This is a genomic window from Thalassolituus sp. UBA2009, from assembly GCF_002335285.1.
GTDB classification, from domain to species: Bacteria; Pseudomonadota; Gammaproteobacteria; order Pseudomonadales; family Oceanobacteraceae; genus Venatoribacter; species Venatoribacter alkanivorans.
Genome location: NZ_DDCJ01000022.1, coordinates 45,770 through 62,264 on the forward strand (window position 1 = coordinate 45,770; position 16,495 = coordinate 62,264).

Genomic DNA, 16,495 nt, shown 5'->3' on the forward strand with positions numbered 1-16,495 from the left:
GCCCGGAAGCCCGCGCACTAACGACCAAGGAACTGTTATGAGAAAGATGCCTTCAGCCCTCAAAGCATTCACGCTGAGCCTGACACTGCTTGCCAGTACACTGAGCTATGCCTCGCCAGCCTCAATGGAAACCCTGCGCCTGCGCGATCAGCATGACACCCCTATTAAGATGTCTGCCAACGTGCGCTTTGTCATCTTTGCCCACGACATGCCAGGCAAAGATCTGGTGAAAGAGATGCTGGCCAAAGCCGGCGAAAACTACCTGACCGAACATCACGTCGTGTTTGTTGCCGATGTCAGTGGCATGCCGCGCATCATCGCCCGAATGTTCGCCTACCCCGCCATGCGTAAAGCACCCTATCAGATTCTGATTGACGAAGTCGGCAGCCGCACCGGCGACTGGGAGCGTCAGGACTCGGCCGTTACCCTGTTCCGCCTGCAGGAATTTGCCGTTACCGGCTACGAGTTTATTGATACTCCGGAGGCTCTGAACGAAGCCATTAACCGTGCCGCAGAAGCGGTTACAGAAGCGCCGCAAACACCGACCGAAGAGAGCGACACGGAAACACCGGCCGGCGAATAGATCCAGCGCAAGTTTCGCGCAGCTTTTGCCCGGCCCGGGCTGCGGAGCTTTCCGCCAGCCTGATATAATGCCCGGATTTTCTATCCGGGCATTTGTTTTTATGACACCTGAATTACTCTCTCCCGCCGGCACCGTACGTAACATGGAATACGCCTTTGCCTATGGCGCCGATGCCGTTTACGCCGGCCAGCCGCGTTACAGCCTGCGCGTGCGCAACAACGATTTCACCCTCGACAATCTGGCCTATGGCATCGGCCGTGCTCACGAGCTGGGTAAACAGTTTTACGTCGCCAGCAACATCGCGCCACACAACAGTAAAATCGACACTTATATGCGCGATATTGAGCCGGTGATCGGTATGAACCCGGACGCACTGATCATGTCCGATCCGGGCCTGATCATGATGGTCAAAGACCGCTGGCCGGATCAGGTGATTCACCTGTCGGTGCAGGCCAACGTGGTGAACTACGCCTCGGTTGAATTCTGGCGCCGCCAGGGCGTAAGCCGCATCATTCTGTCGCGCGAGCTGTCTCTGGAAGAAATTGCTGAAATCCGCCAGCGCTGCCCGGAAATGGAAATCGAAGTGTTCGTCCATGGCGCGCTGTGCATTGCCTATTCCGGACGCTGCCTGCTGTCTGGCTATATGAACCATCGCGATCCGAATCAGGGTACCTGCACCAACGCCTGCCGCTGGAAGTACGATGCTCACGAAGCGCAGGAAACCCTGTCCGGTGATGTAATCCCGGCCGGTGTAAACGAATTTGACCCGACACTGGGGATTGGTCAGCCATCTGATAAGATTTTCCTGCTGCAGGAAGGCAACCGCGATAACGAATACATGCCAGCCTTCGAAGACGAGCATGGCACTTACATCATGAATTCAAAGGATCTGCGCGCCATCCAGCATATCGAAAAGCTGGTGGAGCTGGGTGTGCACTCGCTCAAAATTGAAGGCCGCACCAAATCACACTACTACGTAGCGCGCACCGCCCAGGCCTACCGCAAGGCAATCGACGATGCCGTTGCCGGTCGCCGCTTTGATAAAAACCTGATGGACACCCTGGAAAACATGTCCAACCGTGGTTACACCGAAGGCTTCTTCCGTCGCCATGTACATGACGAATACCAGAATTATGAGCGTGGCAGTTCACTCAGTACCCGTCAGCAATTTGTTGCTGAAGTCGTTGCCAGCGACGATAAAGAACTGACGCTTGACGTTAAAAACCGTTTCGAAAGTGGCGATTCAATGGAATTGATGACCCCCGCAGGCAACATCAGCTTTACTCTGAACAGCATTCTCGACCGTAACAATAAGCCGCGCGATGATGCCCCCGGTTCTGGTTTTGTTGTCAAAATCCCCCGTCCTCAGGGCGTCTGCACAGAAGATCTGAGCAAAGCGCTGCTGATCCGCAATCTGCCGGAATTAACCGCCTGAATCAGGGTCAAACTGCGCCAGGGCTTCTCTGTCAGAGAAGCCTTCTCTATAGTTCACCTGAGTAAACTCACGGATAAACAACAAAAAACGGGGACGTTATGAAATACGCGCTGCAATCTGTGCTGTTTGTCGCCTGCCTGCTGTTCGGACTGACCGTACAGGCCGCAGACGATGCACCACGAACCACAGTCGAGACCACGGCCAAAGCCATGACCGATCGTCTGATCAGTGACCGGGAATTAGTCCAGAATCAGGAGAACTACGTTGAACAACTGGTCGATGAGCTGCTGCTGCCAGTGGTCGACCACGTTTATATGGCCAAGCGTGTTCTGGGTAAATACTGGAAACGGGCATCCATGGAGCAGCAAAAAACCTTCACCATTGCCTTTAAAGAGAAAGTCATCCGCACTTATGCCGGAGCTTTCCGCGCCTTTGACGGCCAGACCATTTTATTTGAAGACTCCCGCCTGAATGACGAAGGCAATCAGGCCATTGTTAAAAGCCAAATTCAGCGGGTTGGCGCACCACCGATCCGGGTCGACTACAAACTTTATCTGAAACAGAAGCAATGGCAGGTATTTGACGTCATTATCGAAGGAGTCAGCCTGACCAAGAGCTTCCGTGATCAGGTATCCCTGAGCATCGAACAGGATGGCCTGGCACAGGCTATTTCAAAGCTGGCCGATGAATACAAGAGTGCCGCCCCAACGGTAAAGCTGGGGGCACGCGCGTGGGGACCTTATCTGGGCAGTAACCTGCCCGGTTTTGGTCTTGCAGCCGATATTGTAACGACTGCATTCGCGCGTGCCGGCTATCAGGTCGAACTGGTGTTTGCTCCGGCCCTGAAGATCGAAGAAAACACCAGCGCAGGTCAGCTGCAGGGAGAAATTGCCGCCTGGCAACCTCAGCAAGCGTCAGCCACACAGCTTTATTCCGTCCCTTATCTGGAGAATACCCTGGTATTTATCAAGCGCGACGACGATCCCTTTGACTATGCCAGTCCGGATATGCTTAAGCAGCAGCTGACAAACAAAGGCTACCGCCTCGGAGTTTTCAATGGTGTCGATTATGGTCAGGCGTTCAGCCAGATAGCCCCGCTGTTTCATCTGCAGAAGCTGGATTATTGCTCCCAGCTGTTCCGCGAAGTGGCCAACAAATCCATTGACCTGGCCCTGGTTGATTCCTGGATGGCGGATATTGAGCTGAACAGCAAGGAACATATTGCCAATCACCTGCAGAGAGTCGCTACGCCTTTGGCGAGCCGCGAGCTGCGTGTTAGTATCGCGCGCTCTGCAACCGGGGCCGAAGCCCTGATTCAGGCATTCAATACCGGACTGGAACGCATTAAAGCCGACGGTACATACCAATCTTTGCTGAAAAAACACAACTACCCACAATGACCCCCCTTGATATCATTCTGGCCGATGACGACATCATCATTCTGAACAAGCCCGCCGGTCTGCTGAGCGTCCCCGGACGCTACATACCCGAATCGGCCTTCTCTCTGCTGGCTGAGCAATTCGGCGAACTGCATGTGATCCACCGCCTCGACCGCGATACATCAGGGATTATTGTTTTCGCCCGCCATAAGGCCGCGCTTACCCATGTGCAGCAACAGTTCGAAAAGCAGAAAACCCGCAAAGTGTACGAAAGCCTGGTGATCGGCCAGCTTAAAGGCAACTGGGGCTGCGTAAACCTGCCGATTTGCGTGGACTGGCCCAACCGGCCACTGCAGAAAATCAGCCACGTTAATGGCCGCTATGCCCTGACCCGCTGGAAACGACTGGCACAGAATGAAGAAACAACCCGGGTGGAAATGTATCCGAAAACCGGACGCTCCCATCAGCTGCGCCTGCATATGCTGAATCTGGGCCATCCGATTGTCGGCGACGTGTTCTACGCCGGTGAAAGTGCCAAAGAGCAGCCGCGTATGATGCTGCACGCCCGTGAGCTGGATTTCACCCACCCCGGCAGCGGCGAAGCGTTGCAGATTGTTTGCCCAACGCCGTTCTGACGCCGGACCTTATCAGCAACTCCGCTCAGGCAGGTACAACCCCTGAGCGAAGCCTCAGAAGCCAGCGCAGCAATAACACAAACAGTGCAAAAAACAGCACCCCGCCGGCAATAATCGCCAGAGCAATGCCGCCAAACAGCACAGGCGCTTTCATCAGTGTGCTCATCAACGAATCCTGATAATAAAAAAACCACTGATGATTATCGGGAAAAATCCACACATGCAGCTGATAGAAAACCTCTTTGGGGCCAACAATCAGCACTACAGCCCCGGCCATCAGCAAAGTACCCAGCAGCCAGAACAGCTGCTGCTTCCAAAGCGGTGCGGTACCCCGCCATAGCAAGCCAGCCAGCATCAATAATGTGATAAAAGCAATCAGCAGCGATGCGCTGTACAGCACATCAATCAGGTTGGCCACATCCTGCAGATGAATTATTTCCGCCCGGTGCAGCAGACCCACGGCCTGACCATTATGCTCAAACTGAATGTCCGCCAGCCCCTCACCATGCCGGTGTACCGCAATACTGATGTCATCAAACAGACGTACATGCTCTTCTTTGTCCAGAAGCTCCAGTCCGGCGATATAGCGGTTTTTCGGGCCGAAGCGCTCAATATGGGCGCCGATGCTGTACCAGTCATACCAGAAGCCATAGCTGTAATTCTGCTTGGCCTGCACCAACCAGCCCAGCGCCAGGCAGCTGATAAATCCACCCAGTAAGGTCAGAAACCACAGCCCCTGAATTCTCTTCATGCCAGATCCTGCCAGAAACGGTTAATCCGGGCTGCCAGAGCGGTCACCGTGGATTCCTCCAGATGGAAATGATGGTGTCCCGGAAATTCTTCCAGTGTGGCCCGTGACAGGTGCTTAATACGCAGATCAAACATCGCACGCGGAATCAGCCCCTGTTCGGCACGCAACACCAGAGCAGGCATATTCATCGCAGCCATAAAAGCTTCGATCTGCGGTTCGGTCAGGCGCACCTTTGAGATCGCCCGCAGGCGCCCATCGGTACGCCAGCCGACACCGCCGTCCAGTGATTGCAGGTTACGCTCGACCACCGGCCAGATGCACTCCGGACTCAACTCCGGGTTCTGCCGCACTCTGGCGGCCAATGCGTCCTCAGCACCGGCATGCACCTTCAGCGTTGTGGTTTTTACCGGCGCCATAATGGCTTTAGCCAGCTGTTCCGGCGCCTGAGCTGGCGGCGTAGTCAGCGGCCCCAGCGCGTCCAGAGCAACATAAGAAGCGATCCTGTCAGGAGAAGCACCAGCCAGCAGCATGCCCGCTGCCGAGCCCATTGAATGCCCCAGCAGGTGTACAGGCTCATCCACGGACAACAGCAGATCGTATAAAGCTTCCAGCGAAGACCAGATGGCATAATCGGCACCTTCGCCCAGCCAGTCGGAATGGCCGTGTCCCGGTAAATCCGGGGCAAGAACACAGACGTCCCGCAGCAGTGGCGCCAGCCGCGAAAAGGTTGCGGCATTATCCAGCCAGCCATGCAAAGCCAGCACTTTAGGCTTTACCTGCTCCCCCCACTGCAATCCACGTAAAGTACCAAAGCGGCACCGCCATTCAATGGATGTCATGCCAGCAACTCTCCTAATAACTGATGAATCACCGCCGCCGTCCGCTCCGGACGCTCCAGTGGAAACATATGACTGCCCGGTAGCCAGCGCACTTTCATACCGAGGCGGCTTTGCATGTAAGCGCCGTTAAGACGGCGGAATACTTTGCTGTGCTCACCGCCGAGCGCAGCGCCAGGAACCTGAAGTCCGGAACGGATACGCAGGTTATGCGGCACCGTGCGGTAAATCTTCATTTCAATATCCGGATCAAAACGCAGAACGACGCCATTCGCTGTCGGCTCAGTTCCGCTTTGCACATAATCCTTCAGGCAACGCTCATCGAAATAGCGCAACAACGACTTGCCGCGGAAGTACTCAATGGCATCCTCTTGCGAAGCCCACTCACTGCGCCGCCCTTCTGTTCGTCCGGCCGGTGTGACTTTATCAACCAGTCCCAGGCGTTTAACCAGTCGCAGGCCATTGGCCTCCAGCGGTGACAATGCCGGAGAGTCCAGCATGATCAGGGCTTTTACCAGATCAGGACGCTTTACTGCCACCATCAGACTCAGCAGCCCTCCGAGCGAGTGCCCCACGGCAATCACAGGTTGCCTGTAATGATGCTCAAAATAGTGGATCAGCTCGGCTTCCAGATGGCGCCAGTTATCGGTGACCGGGTAATCCGGATTGTGTCCGATTCGATCGATGCTGCGTACATCGTAATGGGCCGACAGCGCTTCGAATAACACCCGATAGGTGCCAGCCGGAAAACCATTGGCATGAGAAAAATGGAGAATATCTTTCATAAACGCGCGCAATAAAAAAACGCAACGCTATAACCATGCGGGAAACAACACAAGGGGGAATCCGGCCGTTATCGGAGCTTAACGGCCACAATACATTTCACAGTCCGTCGAGCACCGGGTACCAGACAGCATCGACACTCATACAAGCGGCGGCAGCAAGATCCCCCTGCAGAATCCAGCATTCAGCCGGCGACCAGGGCTGATCATACAGCTCGCCATCAACCAGCATGGCAGCCAGATGACCGACCAGGGGTAAATGCGACACCAGAATCAGATCCTGCTCCTGGGCGGAAAGATCATTCAGCAACTGCTGAACATCACCGTCCGGCACCAGATGCGGCATGGTTTCAACCGCCAATCCCAGACTCCCGGCAATGGCCTGTGCCGTTTGCTGTGCACGCAGAAAAGGGCTGGCAAGAATGCGGGGATTGTTAAAGGTTTGTTGTGCCAGCCAGCGGCCGGCACCTGCGGCCTGACCGGCACCCCTGTCAGTCAGGCCGCGATTCTGATCCTGAACAGCCCCACTGACTGCAGAACCATGACGAACAATACAGATTTTCACTCGGCAGAAGCCTTCTCTTTACTGTTAGGCCAGTCCTGAAACGGAAAAGGCTTTTCATCGCTGGCGCCAGTCAGGTAGTGAATAATCTGCTTCACATACTCTCCCAGTGCCTGGCCAAACTCCGTCAGCGACGCATTCGGCTCGCCGGATACCAGACGGAACACCCACTGCACCAGAGTAATCAGCAGCAAAACCAGATCCAGCACACGGTAAACGATGAAAAATCCGATGATATAGAGCGTTTTTAACCAGAACGCATCGGATGTGACATTTTCTTTAAAATCGTTCATTTCTGACCTCATGAATAAAATTGCGCAACCATACTGACAACCCTGTCCGCGTTATATTTCACAGCGGGGTAAGGCAAACTCCACATCAGAGGCATGCTCGCCGGTCATCAGACCCTGCGCAACCACCCGGGGATCGGCCGCATTGAACAATACCTCATAAGCGCCCATCACCAGGGGCATATAAATACTCAATTCCTGCGCTTTTGCCCTGACATAACGCAAGGTATTAACACCTTCAGCCACTTCGCCCAGTTCGTCCACGGCCTCAGCCAGACTTTTACCCTGCCCAATGGCGTAGCCAACCCGGTAATTGCGGCTCAGCGGTGATGTACAGGTCACCACCAGATCACCCACACCTGCCAGGCCGAGGAATGTCAGCGGGTTGGCCCCCAGCGCTACGGCAAAGCGGCTCATCTCGGCCAGCGAGCGGGTAATAATCATACTGCGGGTGTTTTCACCCATGCCAAGAGCGGCGACGAAACCGGACACAATGGCGTAGATATTCTTCAGCGCCCCGCTCAGCTCAACCCCATACAGGTCGTTGGATGCGTACACACGGAAGTAAGGACAGCTCAGCGCTTCCTGAATATTGCGTCGTAAGTCACTGTTTTCACTGGCAATAACAGTTGCCGCCAACTCGCGTTTGGCAATCTCTTTGGCCAGATTAGGGCCACTGAGGACACCAACCGGATTGTCCGGACAAATCTCCGCCAGTACCTGGCTCATCAACAGGAAACCGTCCGGTTCAATACCTTTGGTGGTGCTGACCAGCGCCTGATCCGGTGTCAGTTCAGCTGCAAATGATGACACTACTTCACGTACCGATTTGCTCGGCACAGAAACAAAAATCACCTCCGCTCCGCGAATCGCCTCAAGCAGATCAGTGGTCGCCGTCAGTGACGGATTCAGACTGACATCCGGCAGGTACTGTGGATTGGTGTGCTGTTCATTGATGCTGCGGGCAACGTCATCGTTGCGCATCCACTGCACGGTGTGTATTTGATTGTCGGCAAGAATATTGGCCACTACTGTGCCAAAGCTGCCACCGCCGATTACGGCCGCCTTCTGGATGACCACTTAGCCCCCTTGGGTTCGCAGGATGAATTTCAGCTGTTAAGAGTGGAAACGGTCAGATTCAAGCGAATCAACCAACTCCCGGAATGCATCTTTATTTTTATCATTGAGGCTCATCAGAACCCGATGAGCAGAAATAACCTGTTCGCGTGCCTTATCTTCATCGACAGCATCCGCTGCCCATTCGCGAAAATCGGCCTCATCCGAGAACGGTTCGTTAATAATATGGAAAACCTGGTCAAAGCCCATGCTGAGCAGAATCCGGGTAATGCCCGGATTAGGACTGGAGATCGTTGGAGTAATGCCAAAACGTTCGCGGCAGATGATGGATATTTTGGCAATCTGACCCAGTGTTGTGCTGTCGACACCTTCCGCCAGTGACAGATCAACGATGACGTTATCAAAATCCGGATGGTTCAGGATGTCATCAAGGTAGTGCTCCAGTGCAGAGCACAGGTTAAGACGAACATCACCGATGAGTCGGATCACATGAATGCCTTTGCAAAAGGCTACCTGCACTTTACCTGATGTCATAACACACCCCGGCCAATAGCAACCATCGCGATGTCATCCGGAACCTCAGGGAGGTCGTCAATACCCAGCTGCCCACAGATCTGCTCAAGGTTACCGCGACTTTTTGCCGCCACCTTTAATAATAAGGCTTCTTTATCATTCAAGGTCGGTTCCGCCATGATTTCCAGTATTCCATCCGAAAACAACAACAGACTGAAGGGTTCCGGCAGTTGCAGCTGATAATTCTGATATTCAGCTTCACGGAACATGCCCACCGGCATACCACGCCCGGTCAGATATTCAGCCGAATCGCCATGCAGCAGCACCGGCATTGGAAAATGGCCGCCAACGCTGTATTCCAGCATCAGGGTTGCGGTATCAATCACGCCGTAAAACATAGTCAGGTGCTTTTCCAGCTCAGAGGCCAGCAGTTCTGAATTGATACGGGACAATACCTGCGACGGATGCAGCAGATCATCACTGGAGCCACGCTGCAGGTTGCGGCGCAGGCGGTAAGTCAGGTTTTTCAGCAACACCGTCACGAATGCAGAAGATGCACCATGGCCGGACACATCAGCGATGTAAAACACCAGACGTTTATCGTCCAGTTCGAAATAGTCGAGGAAGTCGCCGCTGAGCATCAGTGAAGGGATGATTTTATGGTCGCAGCGGATGCCGTCGAGTAATACCGGCTCGGGCAACATGCGCAACTGCGCCTGACGGCCGGCAAGCTGATCATTACGCAGCTCATCAAGGCCACGTTTAAGCTCGGTATTGGTTTTTTCAAGATGCTCGCGGTAGGCATTATTATCTGCCTCAAGCTGTGCACGTTGCAGGGACTTTTTCAGCGAGTGATGCAGCACTTCCATATCCAGGATGGGCTTCACCAGATAATCGTCAGCTCCCAAGCGCAAAGCCTTCACCACATCATCCATCACCCCGGCGCCAGAGACGACAATCACCGGCAACAAAGGCTGTTGCTGTTTCAGCTTTTCAAGCAGCTCAATGCCGTTCAGGCCTGGCATCTTGAGGTCACAGACAACAGCATCCACGCTGCGCTCGGCCAGCAGCTGTAAAGCCTCGCGGCCACAGGCGGCAGACAGCACCTGATAATCATAGTCATCCAGAAAGGCAACCATGCTATCGCGGACAGTCGAATCATCGTCAATGACCAGCACACTCGCGGCCATCAGTAACTCCCGGCATACGCTCAATTGGGGCGAACACTAACGTCATCTGCCCCCCCTTGCAATCCCTAAAATTAAGCCGCCGGGCAAAAAACTCTCCGCACAGTCAGGTTCCTGATTTAAGCACTGAACAATGACTCTTAAAGCAGTCTTTTAGTGGGATTAAATTATTAGCTGAAGGCGCTTATGGCACGGGGAATGCTGAATTTTTCTCAATGTACAAAAATTAGTCACCACGATAGCATCGGAAAGACTCTAATAAGGAGAAAAACCATGTCCAGTCTGGCGAGAAACTACCAAGAAAAACGGAATTTTATCCGCATGCAGGTATCCGCTCCGGCGACCCTGACGCTCAACGATGGCAGCAGCTACGACCTGACCTGTCTGGACCTCAGCAGCAGTGGCGTACAGCTGCAGCACTTTGAGGCCATCCCCATGGGCATGAGTGGCCGCCTGACGGTATCCAGTGGCGGAGGCTACACCACCCCACTGGAAGCTCAGGTAACGGTTTGCCGGATCGAAGAAGACGGCAGTGAAAACTACCGCATAGGCGCAACCATCGATTCTTTTCTCTGACGGTTCAATCAGGAACAAAAAAGCCAGCAATCTGCTGGCTTTTTTGTTTCAGACAACGTGCTTATGCCTTATTTGAAATAAGCATTATCGGCCTGAGTATGATCCGTCACGTCACGTACCGCTTTTACTTCCGGGATCTTGGCAATCAGCGACGCTTCGACACCATCTTTCAGAGTCATATCCACCGCACTGCATCCCTGACAGCCGCCGCCGAATTTCAGCACAGCCACGCCATCTTCGGTCAGTTCAACCAGACTGACATCGCCACCATGTGCTGCCAGACCAGGATTGATTTCGGTATACAGCAAATAGTTGATGCGCTCTTCCACCGGGCTGTCGGCGGTAACCTTTGGCATTTTGGCATTCGGAGCTTTGATGGTCAGCTGACCACCCATGCGGTCCTTGGCAAAATCGATGATGGATTCTTCCAGATAAGGAATGCTCATTGCCTCAACAAACACCCGCAGCTTGTCCATTGCCTGCAACTGGTCTGAGGCATGAACTTCTTCCGGACGGCAGTAGGCCAGGCAGGTTTCAGCGTATTTGGTGCCGGGCTGAGTAATAAAAACACGAACAGCCATCCCCTCGACATTCTGCTTTTCCAGCAACTGTGCCAGATAGTCTTCCGCATCCGGGGTGATGGTTACATAGGTTGTCATAGTCTTTACCTCTATCAAGTGTCGCCATTGTAACGAATGGCGCTGCGCGGCGAAATACCCCAGCAAAATGGTTGGATAAGACAAGTGTTTCCACCTCTGGTACAATCCGGCGCCATTTTTCCGGTTTAAGACATCAGAGATTTATGAGTCAGACTACCTCTTCCCTTACGGCCATTCGTCAACAGCGTATCGCCCGCCTGAAAGACAACCTGAAGCAGCGTATCCATATTCTGGACGGCGGCATGGGCACACTGATTCAGTCGCACATGCTGGAAGAAAAAGATTACCGTGGCAGCCGTTTTGCCGACATCAGCCAGGATGTCAAAGGCAACAACGACCTGCTGGTACTGACTCAGCCGGACATCATTGCCGGTATTCACAAACAGTATTATCTGGCCGGCGCCGACATCGTTGAAACCAACACCTTCAACTCTACCCGCGTCTCCCAGGCCGATTATCAGATGGAAGATCTGGTACCGGAGCTGAACCGCGAAGCGGCTGCTCTCGCCCGCCGCGTGGCCGACGAAGTTGAGCGTGACACCGGTATACCGCGCTACGTTGCCGGCGTGCTTGGGCCGACCAGTAAAACCGCGTCGATTTCCCCGGATGTAAACGACCCAGGCTACCGCGCCATCAGCTTTGATCAGCTGGTGGAAGAATATGTGGAAGCCACCCACGGTCTGATGGACGGTGGCGCCGATATCATTCTGATTGAAACCATCTTCGATACCCTGAACGCCAAGGCTGCGATTTACGCCGCGCAGGAAGTGTTCGAACAGCGTGGCGAAGAACTGCCGATTATGATTTCCGGCACCATCACCGACGCTTCCGGCCGCACCCTGTCGGGCCAGACCGCAGAGGCCTTCTGGAACTCGGTTGCCCACGCCCGTCCGCTGTCGGTCGGCCTGAACTGCGCACTGGGCGCCGAAGAACTGCGTCCACACGTTGAAGAGCTGTCGAAAAAAGTCAGCACCTTTGTTTCGGCCCACCCGAATGCCGGTCTGCCGAACGAGTTTGGTGAATACGACCAGTCCGCTGCCGAAATGGCCGTGATCGTCGAAGAATTTGCCGCCTCCGGCTTCCTGAACATTGTCGGCGGCTGCTGCGGCACGACCCCTGCGCACATCAAAGCCGTTGCCGAAGCGGTGGCCAAACACGCGCCTCGCGCCCTGCCGGACATCAAACCCGCCTGTCGTCTGGCCGGTCTGGAACCGTTCAACTTTGACGAAGACAGCCTGTTTGTGAACGTCGGCGAGCGCGCCAACGTCACCGGCTCGGCTAAGTTCAAGCGCCTGATTATCGAAGAAAACTATGACGAAGCACTGGAGATCGCCCGCCAGCAGGTCGAGAACGGCGCCCAGATCATCGACATCAACATGGACGAAGGGATGCTCGACTCCCAGGCGGCCATGGTGCGCTACCTCAACCTGATCGCCTCCGAGCCGGATATTGCCCGCGTACCGATAATGGTCGACTCCTCCAAGTGGGAAATCATCGAAGCCGGCCTGAAGTGCATTCAGGGCAAGGCGGTGGTGAACTCCATCAGCCTGAAAGAAGGCGAAGAAGAATTTATCGCCAAAGCCAAGCGCTGCCTGCGCTATGGCGCCGCCGTGGTGGTAATGGCCTTTGACGAAAACGGCCAGGCCGATACCGAAGCGCGCAAAAACGAAATCTGTGAGCGTTCTTACCGCGTGCTGGTTGATAAAGTCGGCTTCCCGCCGGAAGACATCATCTTCGACCCGAACATCTTTGCCGTTGCCACCGGCATCGAAGAGCACAACAACTACGCCGTTGATTTCATCAACAGCTGTAAGTACATCACCGAGAACCTGCCCCACGCCAAGATCTCGGGTGGCGTCTCCAACGTATCGTTCTCTTTCCGCGGTAACGAGCCGGTACGTGAAGCCATTCACTCCGTGTTCCTCTATCACGCCATTCAGAACGGCATGAGCATGGGTATCGTCAACGCCGGTCAGCTGGCGGTATACGACGACCTGCCGGCGGAACTGAAAGAGCGCGTTGAAGATGTGATTCTCAACCGCCGCGCCGACGGTACCGATCGCATGCTGGAAATCGCCGAGAAATACCGTGGCGACGGCAGTGTGCAGGAAAAAGAAACGGAAGAGTGGCGTACCCTGCCGGTCCGTGAGCGCCTGACCCACGCCCTGGTAAAAGGCATCAACGCTTACGTTGAAGAAGACACAGAAGAAGCCCGCAAAGGCTTCGCGCGTCCGATCGAAGTGATCGAAGGTCCGCTGATGGACGGCATGAACGTGGTCGGCGACCTGTTCGGCTCGGGCAAAATGTTCCTGCCGCAGGTGGTAAAAAGCGCCCGCGTTATGAAGCAGGCTGTAGCCTATCTGCTGCCCTTTATCGAAGCCGAGAAAAACGGCAAGTCGGAAACCCAGGGCAAGATCCTGATGGCCACCGTCAAAGGCGACGTGCACGACATCGGTAAGAACATCGTTGGCGTGGTACTGCAGTGTAATAACTTCGAGGTGATCGACCTCGGCGTGATGGTGCCTGCGGAGAAGATTCTGAAGGTTGCCAAAGAAGAGAACGTCGACATCATCGGTTTATCGGGTCTGATTACCCCGTCGCTGGATGAAATGGTGCACGTGGCGCGCGAGATGCAGCGTCTCGACTTCCATCTGCCACTGATGATTGGTGGTGCCACAACGTCCAAGGCGCACACCGCGGTAAAAATTGAGCCGCAGTACAAAAACGACATCGCCGTTTATGTTGCCGATGCGTCCCGCGCCGTTGGCGTAGCGCAGAAGCTGGTGACTCCGGCCGCCAAAGCCGAGTTTATTGCCGAACGCCGCGACGAATACGAAGCCGTGCGTATCCGCAATGCCAACCGTAAAGCCAAGGCCCTCCTGACTTACGAACAGGCCTGCGCCAACGCTTATCAGGGCGACTGGGATAACTACCAGCCACCCAAGCCTAACAAGCTGGGCATCACCGTTTACGAAGACTTCGATATTGCCGATCTGGCCAAATACATCGACTGGACACCGTTCTTTATGTCCTGGGAACTGGCCGGCAAATACCCGCGCATTCTGGAAGATGAAGTGGTCGGCGAAGCGGCCACGGCCCTGTTCAAAGATGCCCAGGCAATGCTGGCGCGCATCATCGATGAAAAACTCTTCAATGCCCGTGGCGTGGTTGGCCTGTGGCCGGCGCAGCGCCGCGGTGCGGACGATATTGCGGTATTTAATGAAGACCGCAGCGCTGAGCTGGCGGTTCTGCATCAGCTGCGTCAGCAGACCGATAAGCCCAACGACCAGCCTAACTACTCGCTGGCTGACTTTGTGGCGCCGGAAGGCAGTGTCGACGACTACATGGGCGCTTTCGTGGTCACCGCCGGTATCGAAGCCGAAAAACTGGCCAACGATTACGACGCAGCACACGATGATTACAACAGCATTCTGATCAAGGCACTGGCCGACCGTCTGGCCGAAGCCTTTGCCGAGCGCCTGCATGAAATTGTGCGTAAGGAGTTGTGGGGCTACGCCAGTGATGAACAGCTGAGCAATGAAGAGCTGATCAAAGAAAACTACAAAGGTACCCGTCCGGCACCGGGTTACCCGGCCTGCCCGGATCATACCGAAAAAGCCACCCTGTTCCGCCTGCTCAATGCCGAAGCCAATACCGGCGTCAGCCTGACCGAAAACTTCGCCATGACCCCGGCAGCCTCCGTCAGCGGCTGGTATTTCTCACATCCGGATGCCAAATACTTCGGCCTGGGCAAGATCGATAAAGATCAGGTAACGGATATTGCCGCCCGTAAAGGAATGGATCTGGAGCAGATGGAGCGCTGGCTGGCCCCCAACCTCAGCTACGACCGCTGAGTTGTGAACTGGCTGCAGCCGTTAAGCAGCCTGCTGCGGATTGAACCGCAGCGGCTGCTGCGCATCCTCACCATCGGCGTGCCGATTATCGGCGGCATGCTGTCACAGAGCCTGATCAATCTGGTCGATGCGGCCATGGTCGGGCGCCTCGGCGATGCCGCTCTCGCCGGTGTTGGTGTCGGCGGTTATGCCACCTTTATTACCGTGTCGATGGTGATGGGTTTATCTGCCGGCGTGCAGGCCCTGGTCGCCAGACGCTTCGGCGCCGGTGAACATGAGCGCCTGTTCGAACCCTTAATCGCCGGTCTTATCCTCGCCCTCGCCATCAGCCTGCCGCTTACGCTGCTGTTTGTTCTGATCGCGCCCTACCTGATTCCGCTCTTTAATTCCGATCAGCAAGTCCTTGATATTGCAGTGCCTTATTTTGAGTGGCGCACACTGGCAACCGTGGCAGTCGGCATGAACTTTGTCTTCCGTGGTTTCTGGAACGGCATAGGAGAAGGCAAAACCTATCTGCAGACACTGCTGGTGATGCATCTGGTGAACGTCGGCGTCAGCTATCTGCTGATTTTTGGTATTGGCAGCTTGCAGGGACTGGGCGCCGTCGGTTCCGGCATCGGCACCACCATCGCCCTGTTCTTTGGTTGTGCGCTGTATTTCTGGCAGACCTTTACCCGCCACCGTCAGCGCTTCCATGGCCATAACCGCACCCGCCGCGGCACCATTCTGAGCGTGATGCGCCTTGCCCTGCCCAACTCGACCCAGCAAACACTGTTCGCCCTTGGTGTCAGTGTGCTGTTCTGGATCATCGGCCAGGTCGGCACCCAGGAGCAGGCCATCGGCCATATTCTGATCAGCCTCGCACTGCTGCTGATTCTGCCAGCCGTGGGGCTCGGCATTGCTTCCACCAGTCTGGTTGGTCATGCGCTGGGACGTGGTGACCGCGATGACGCTTACCGCTGGGGCTGGGAAGTGGTGCGCGTTGCCATGCTGATGATGGCTCTGCTCGGTCTGCCGTTGTGGCTATTCCCCGAACTGGTACTGCGTTTGTTTACTCCGGAGCAGCACCTGATTGAGCTGGGACTCTGGCCACTGCGCATTACCGGCATCAATATCGTATTTGAGGTCACCGCCATGGTGCTGACCCAGGCACTGCTGGGCGCTGGCGCCAGCCGTCAGGTGATGCACATTAACCTGCTGATGCAATGGGGCATACTGCTGCCGCTGGCCTTCCTGGCAGGGCCTGTCGCGGGCTTCGGTCTGTTGGGAATCTGGTTGCTTCAGGGCGGCCAACGTATTACGTTGTCGCTGATTTATGGCCTGATCTGGCGCTCCCGCCGCTGGGCTCATATTTCTATTTAACGATCATCAACTCC

At 55.1% G+C, this 16,495-nt stretch carries 16 protein-coding genes; 7 read left to right on the forward strand and 9 right to left on the reverse strand.

The window, feature by feature from the left end; translation table 11 throughout:
• The first annotated feature begins 37 nt into the window (after nucleotides 1-37).
• The 4 genes from B3P58_RS02565 to B3P58_RS02580 all read left to right on the forward strand — a co-directional run bounded on the left by B3P58_RS02565 (nucleotide 38) and on the right by B3P58_RS02580 (nucleotide 4,032).
• The gene (locus tag B3P58_RS02565; protein WP_286715925.1) at nucleotides 38-583 is read left to right on the forward strand and encodes a hypothetical protein; all 546 of its coding nucleotides are present in this window, start codon (nucleotides 38-40) and stop codon (nucleotides 581-583) included.
• Between the two features lie 100 nt (nucleotides 584-683).
• Nucleotides 684-2,018: a tRNA 5-hydroxyuridine modification protein YegQ gene (gene yegQ / locus B3P58_RS02570; RefSeq protein WP_145468585.1), complete on the forward strand. Its 1,335-nt coding sequence runs from the start codon at nucleotides 684-686 to the stop codon at nucleotides 2,016-2,018.
• Between the two features lie 98 nt (nucleotides 2,019-2,116).
• Nucleotides 2,117-3,418 (forward strand): ABC transporter substrate-binding protein, encoded by a 1,302-nt coding sequence (locus tag B3P58_RS02575; RefSeq protein ID WP_286715929.1) that lies wholly within the window; start codon nucleotides 2,117-2,119, stop codon nucleotides 3,416-3,418.
• Nucleotides 3,415-4,032, forward strand: a complete 618-nt coding sequence (locus B3P58_RS02580) for an RluA family pseudouridine synthase (protein WP_286715931.1) — start codon at nucleotides 3,415-3,417, stop codon at nucleotides 4,030-4,032. Before B3P58_RS02575 ends, B3P58_RS02580 begins: the two co-directional genes overlap by 4 nt.
• Nucleotides 4,033-4,057: 25 nt before the next feature.
• On the opposite strand, the gene B3P58_RS02585 is transcribed toward B3P58_RS02580, so the two are convergent.
• The 8 genes from B3P58_RS02585 to B3P58_RS02620 all read right to left on the reverse strand — a co-directional run bounded on the left by B3P58_RS02585 (nucleotide 4,058) and on the right by B3P58_RS02620 (nucleotide 10,033).
• Nucleotides 4,058-4,783 (reverse strand): DUF1461 domain-containing protein, encoded by a 726-nt coding sequence (locus B3P58_RS02585; RefSeq protein WP_286715934.1) that lies wholly within the window; start codon nucleotides 4,781-4,783, stop codon nucleotides 4,058-4,060.
• Nucleotides 4,780-5,622, reverse strand: a complete 843-nt coding sequence (locus B3P58_RS02590) for an alpha/beta fold hydrolase (RefSeq protein ID WP_286715936.1) — start codon at nucleotides 5,620-5,622, stop codon at nucleotides 4,780-4,782. The genes B3P58_RS02585 and B3P58_RS02590 overlap by 4 nt, the downstream gene beginning before the upstream one ends.
• Nucleotides 5,619-6,404, reverse strand: a complete 786-nt coding sequence (locus B3P58_RS02595; protein ID WP_286715939.1) for an alpha/beta fold hydrolase — start codon at nucleotides 6,402-6,404, stop codon at nucleotides 5,619-5,621. The genes B3P58_RS02590 and B3P58_RS02595 overlap by 4 nt, the downstream gene beginning before the upstream one ends.
• Before the next feature lie 97 nt (nucleotides 6,405-6,501).
• Nucleotides 6,502-6,966: a phosphohistidine phosphatase SixA gene (gene sixA, locus B3P58_RS02600; RefSeq protein ID WP_286715941.1), complete on the reverse strand. Its 465-nt coding sequence runs from the start codon at nucleotides 6,964-6,966 to the stop codon at nucleotides 6,502-6,504.
• The gene (locus B3P58_RS02605; protein WP_186435865.1) at nucleotides 6,963-7,256 is read right to left on the reverse strand and encodes a DUF4389 domain-containing protein; all 294 of its coding nucleotides are present in this window, start codon (nucleotides 7,254-7,256) and stop codon (nucleotides 6,963-6,965) included. Before B3P58_RS02605 ends, sixA begins: the two co-directional genes overlap by 4 nt.
• Before the next feature lie 51 nt (nucleotides 7,257-7,307).
• A complete protein-coding gene (locus tag B3P58_RS02610; protein WP_225692660.1) occupies nucleotides 7,308-8,333 on the reverse strand; it encodes an NAD(P)H-dependent glycerol-3-phosphate dehydrogenase in 1,026 nt (341 codons plus the stop codon).
• A gap of 36 nt (nucleotides 8,334-8,369) precedes the next feature.
• Nucleotides 8,370-8,864 (reverse strand): STAS domain-containing protein, encoded by a 495-nt coding sequence (locus B3P58_RS02615; RefSeq protein ID WP_145468568.1) that lies wholly within the window; start codon nucleotides 8,862-8,864, stop codon nucleotides 8,370-8,372.
• Nucleotides 8,861-10,033 (reverse strand): fused response regulator/phosphatase, encoded by a 1,173-nt coding sequence (locus tag B3P58_RS02620; protein ID WP_230332280.1) that lies wholly within the window; start codon nucleotides 10,031-10,033, stop codon nucleotides 8,861-8,863. Before B3P58_RS02620 ends, B3P58_RS02615 begins: the two co-directional genes overlap by 4 nt.
• Nucleotides 10,034-10,303: 270 nt before the next feature.
• Between B3P58_RS02620 and B3P58_RS02625 the strand changes: the two genes are divergently transcribed.
• Nucleotides 10,304-10,606 (forward strand): PilZ domain-containing protein, encoded by a 303-nt coding sequence (locus tag B3P58_RS02625; RefSeq protein ID WP_286715946.1) that lies wholly within the window; start codon nucleotides 10,304-10,306, stop codon nucleotides 10,604-10,606.
• A gap of 68 nt (nucleotides 10,607-10,674) precedes the next feature.
• On the opposite strand, the gene nfuA is transcribed toward B3P58_RS02625, so the two are convergent.
• A complete protein-coding gene (nfuA, locus tag B3P58_RS02630) occupies nucleotides 10,675-11,265 on the reverse strand; it encodes a Fe-S biogenesis protein NfuA (RefSeq protein WP_145468562.1) in 591 nt (196 codons plus the stop codon).
• A gap of 143 nt (nucleotides 11,266-11,408) precedes the next feature.
• Between nfuA and metH the strand changes: the two genes are divergently transcribed.
• Nucleotides 11,409-15,119 (forward strand): methionine synthase, encoded by a 3,711-nt coding sequence (metH, locus tag B3P58_RS02635; protein ID WP_286715950.1) that lies wholly within the window; start codon nucleotides 11,409-11,411, stop codon nucleotides 15,117-15,119.
• Nucleotides 15,120-15,122: 3 nt separating this feature from the next.
• Entirely contained in the window at nucleotides 15,123-16,481 is a 1,359-nt protein-coding gene (locus B3P58_RS02640; protein WP_286715953.1) for an MATE family efflux transporter, read from the forward strand.
• Nucleotides 16,482-16,495 lie beyond the last annotated feature (14 nt).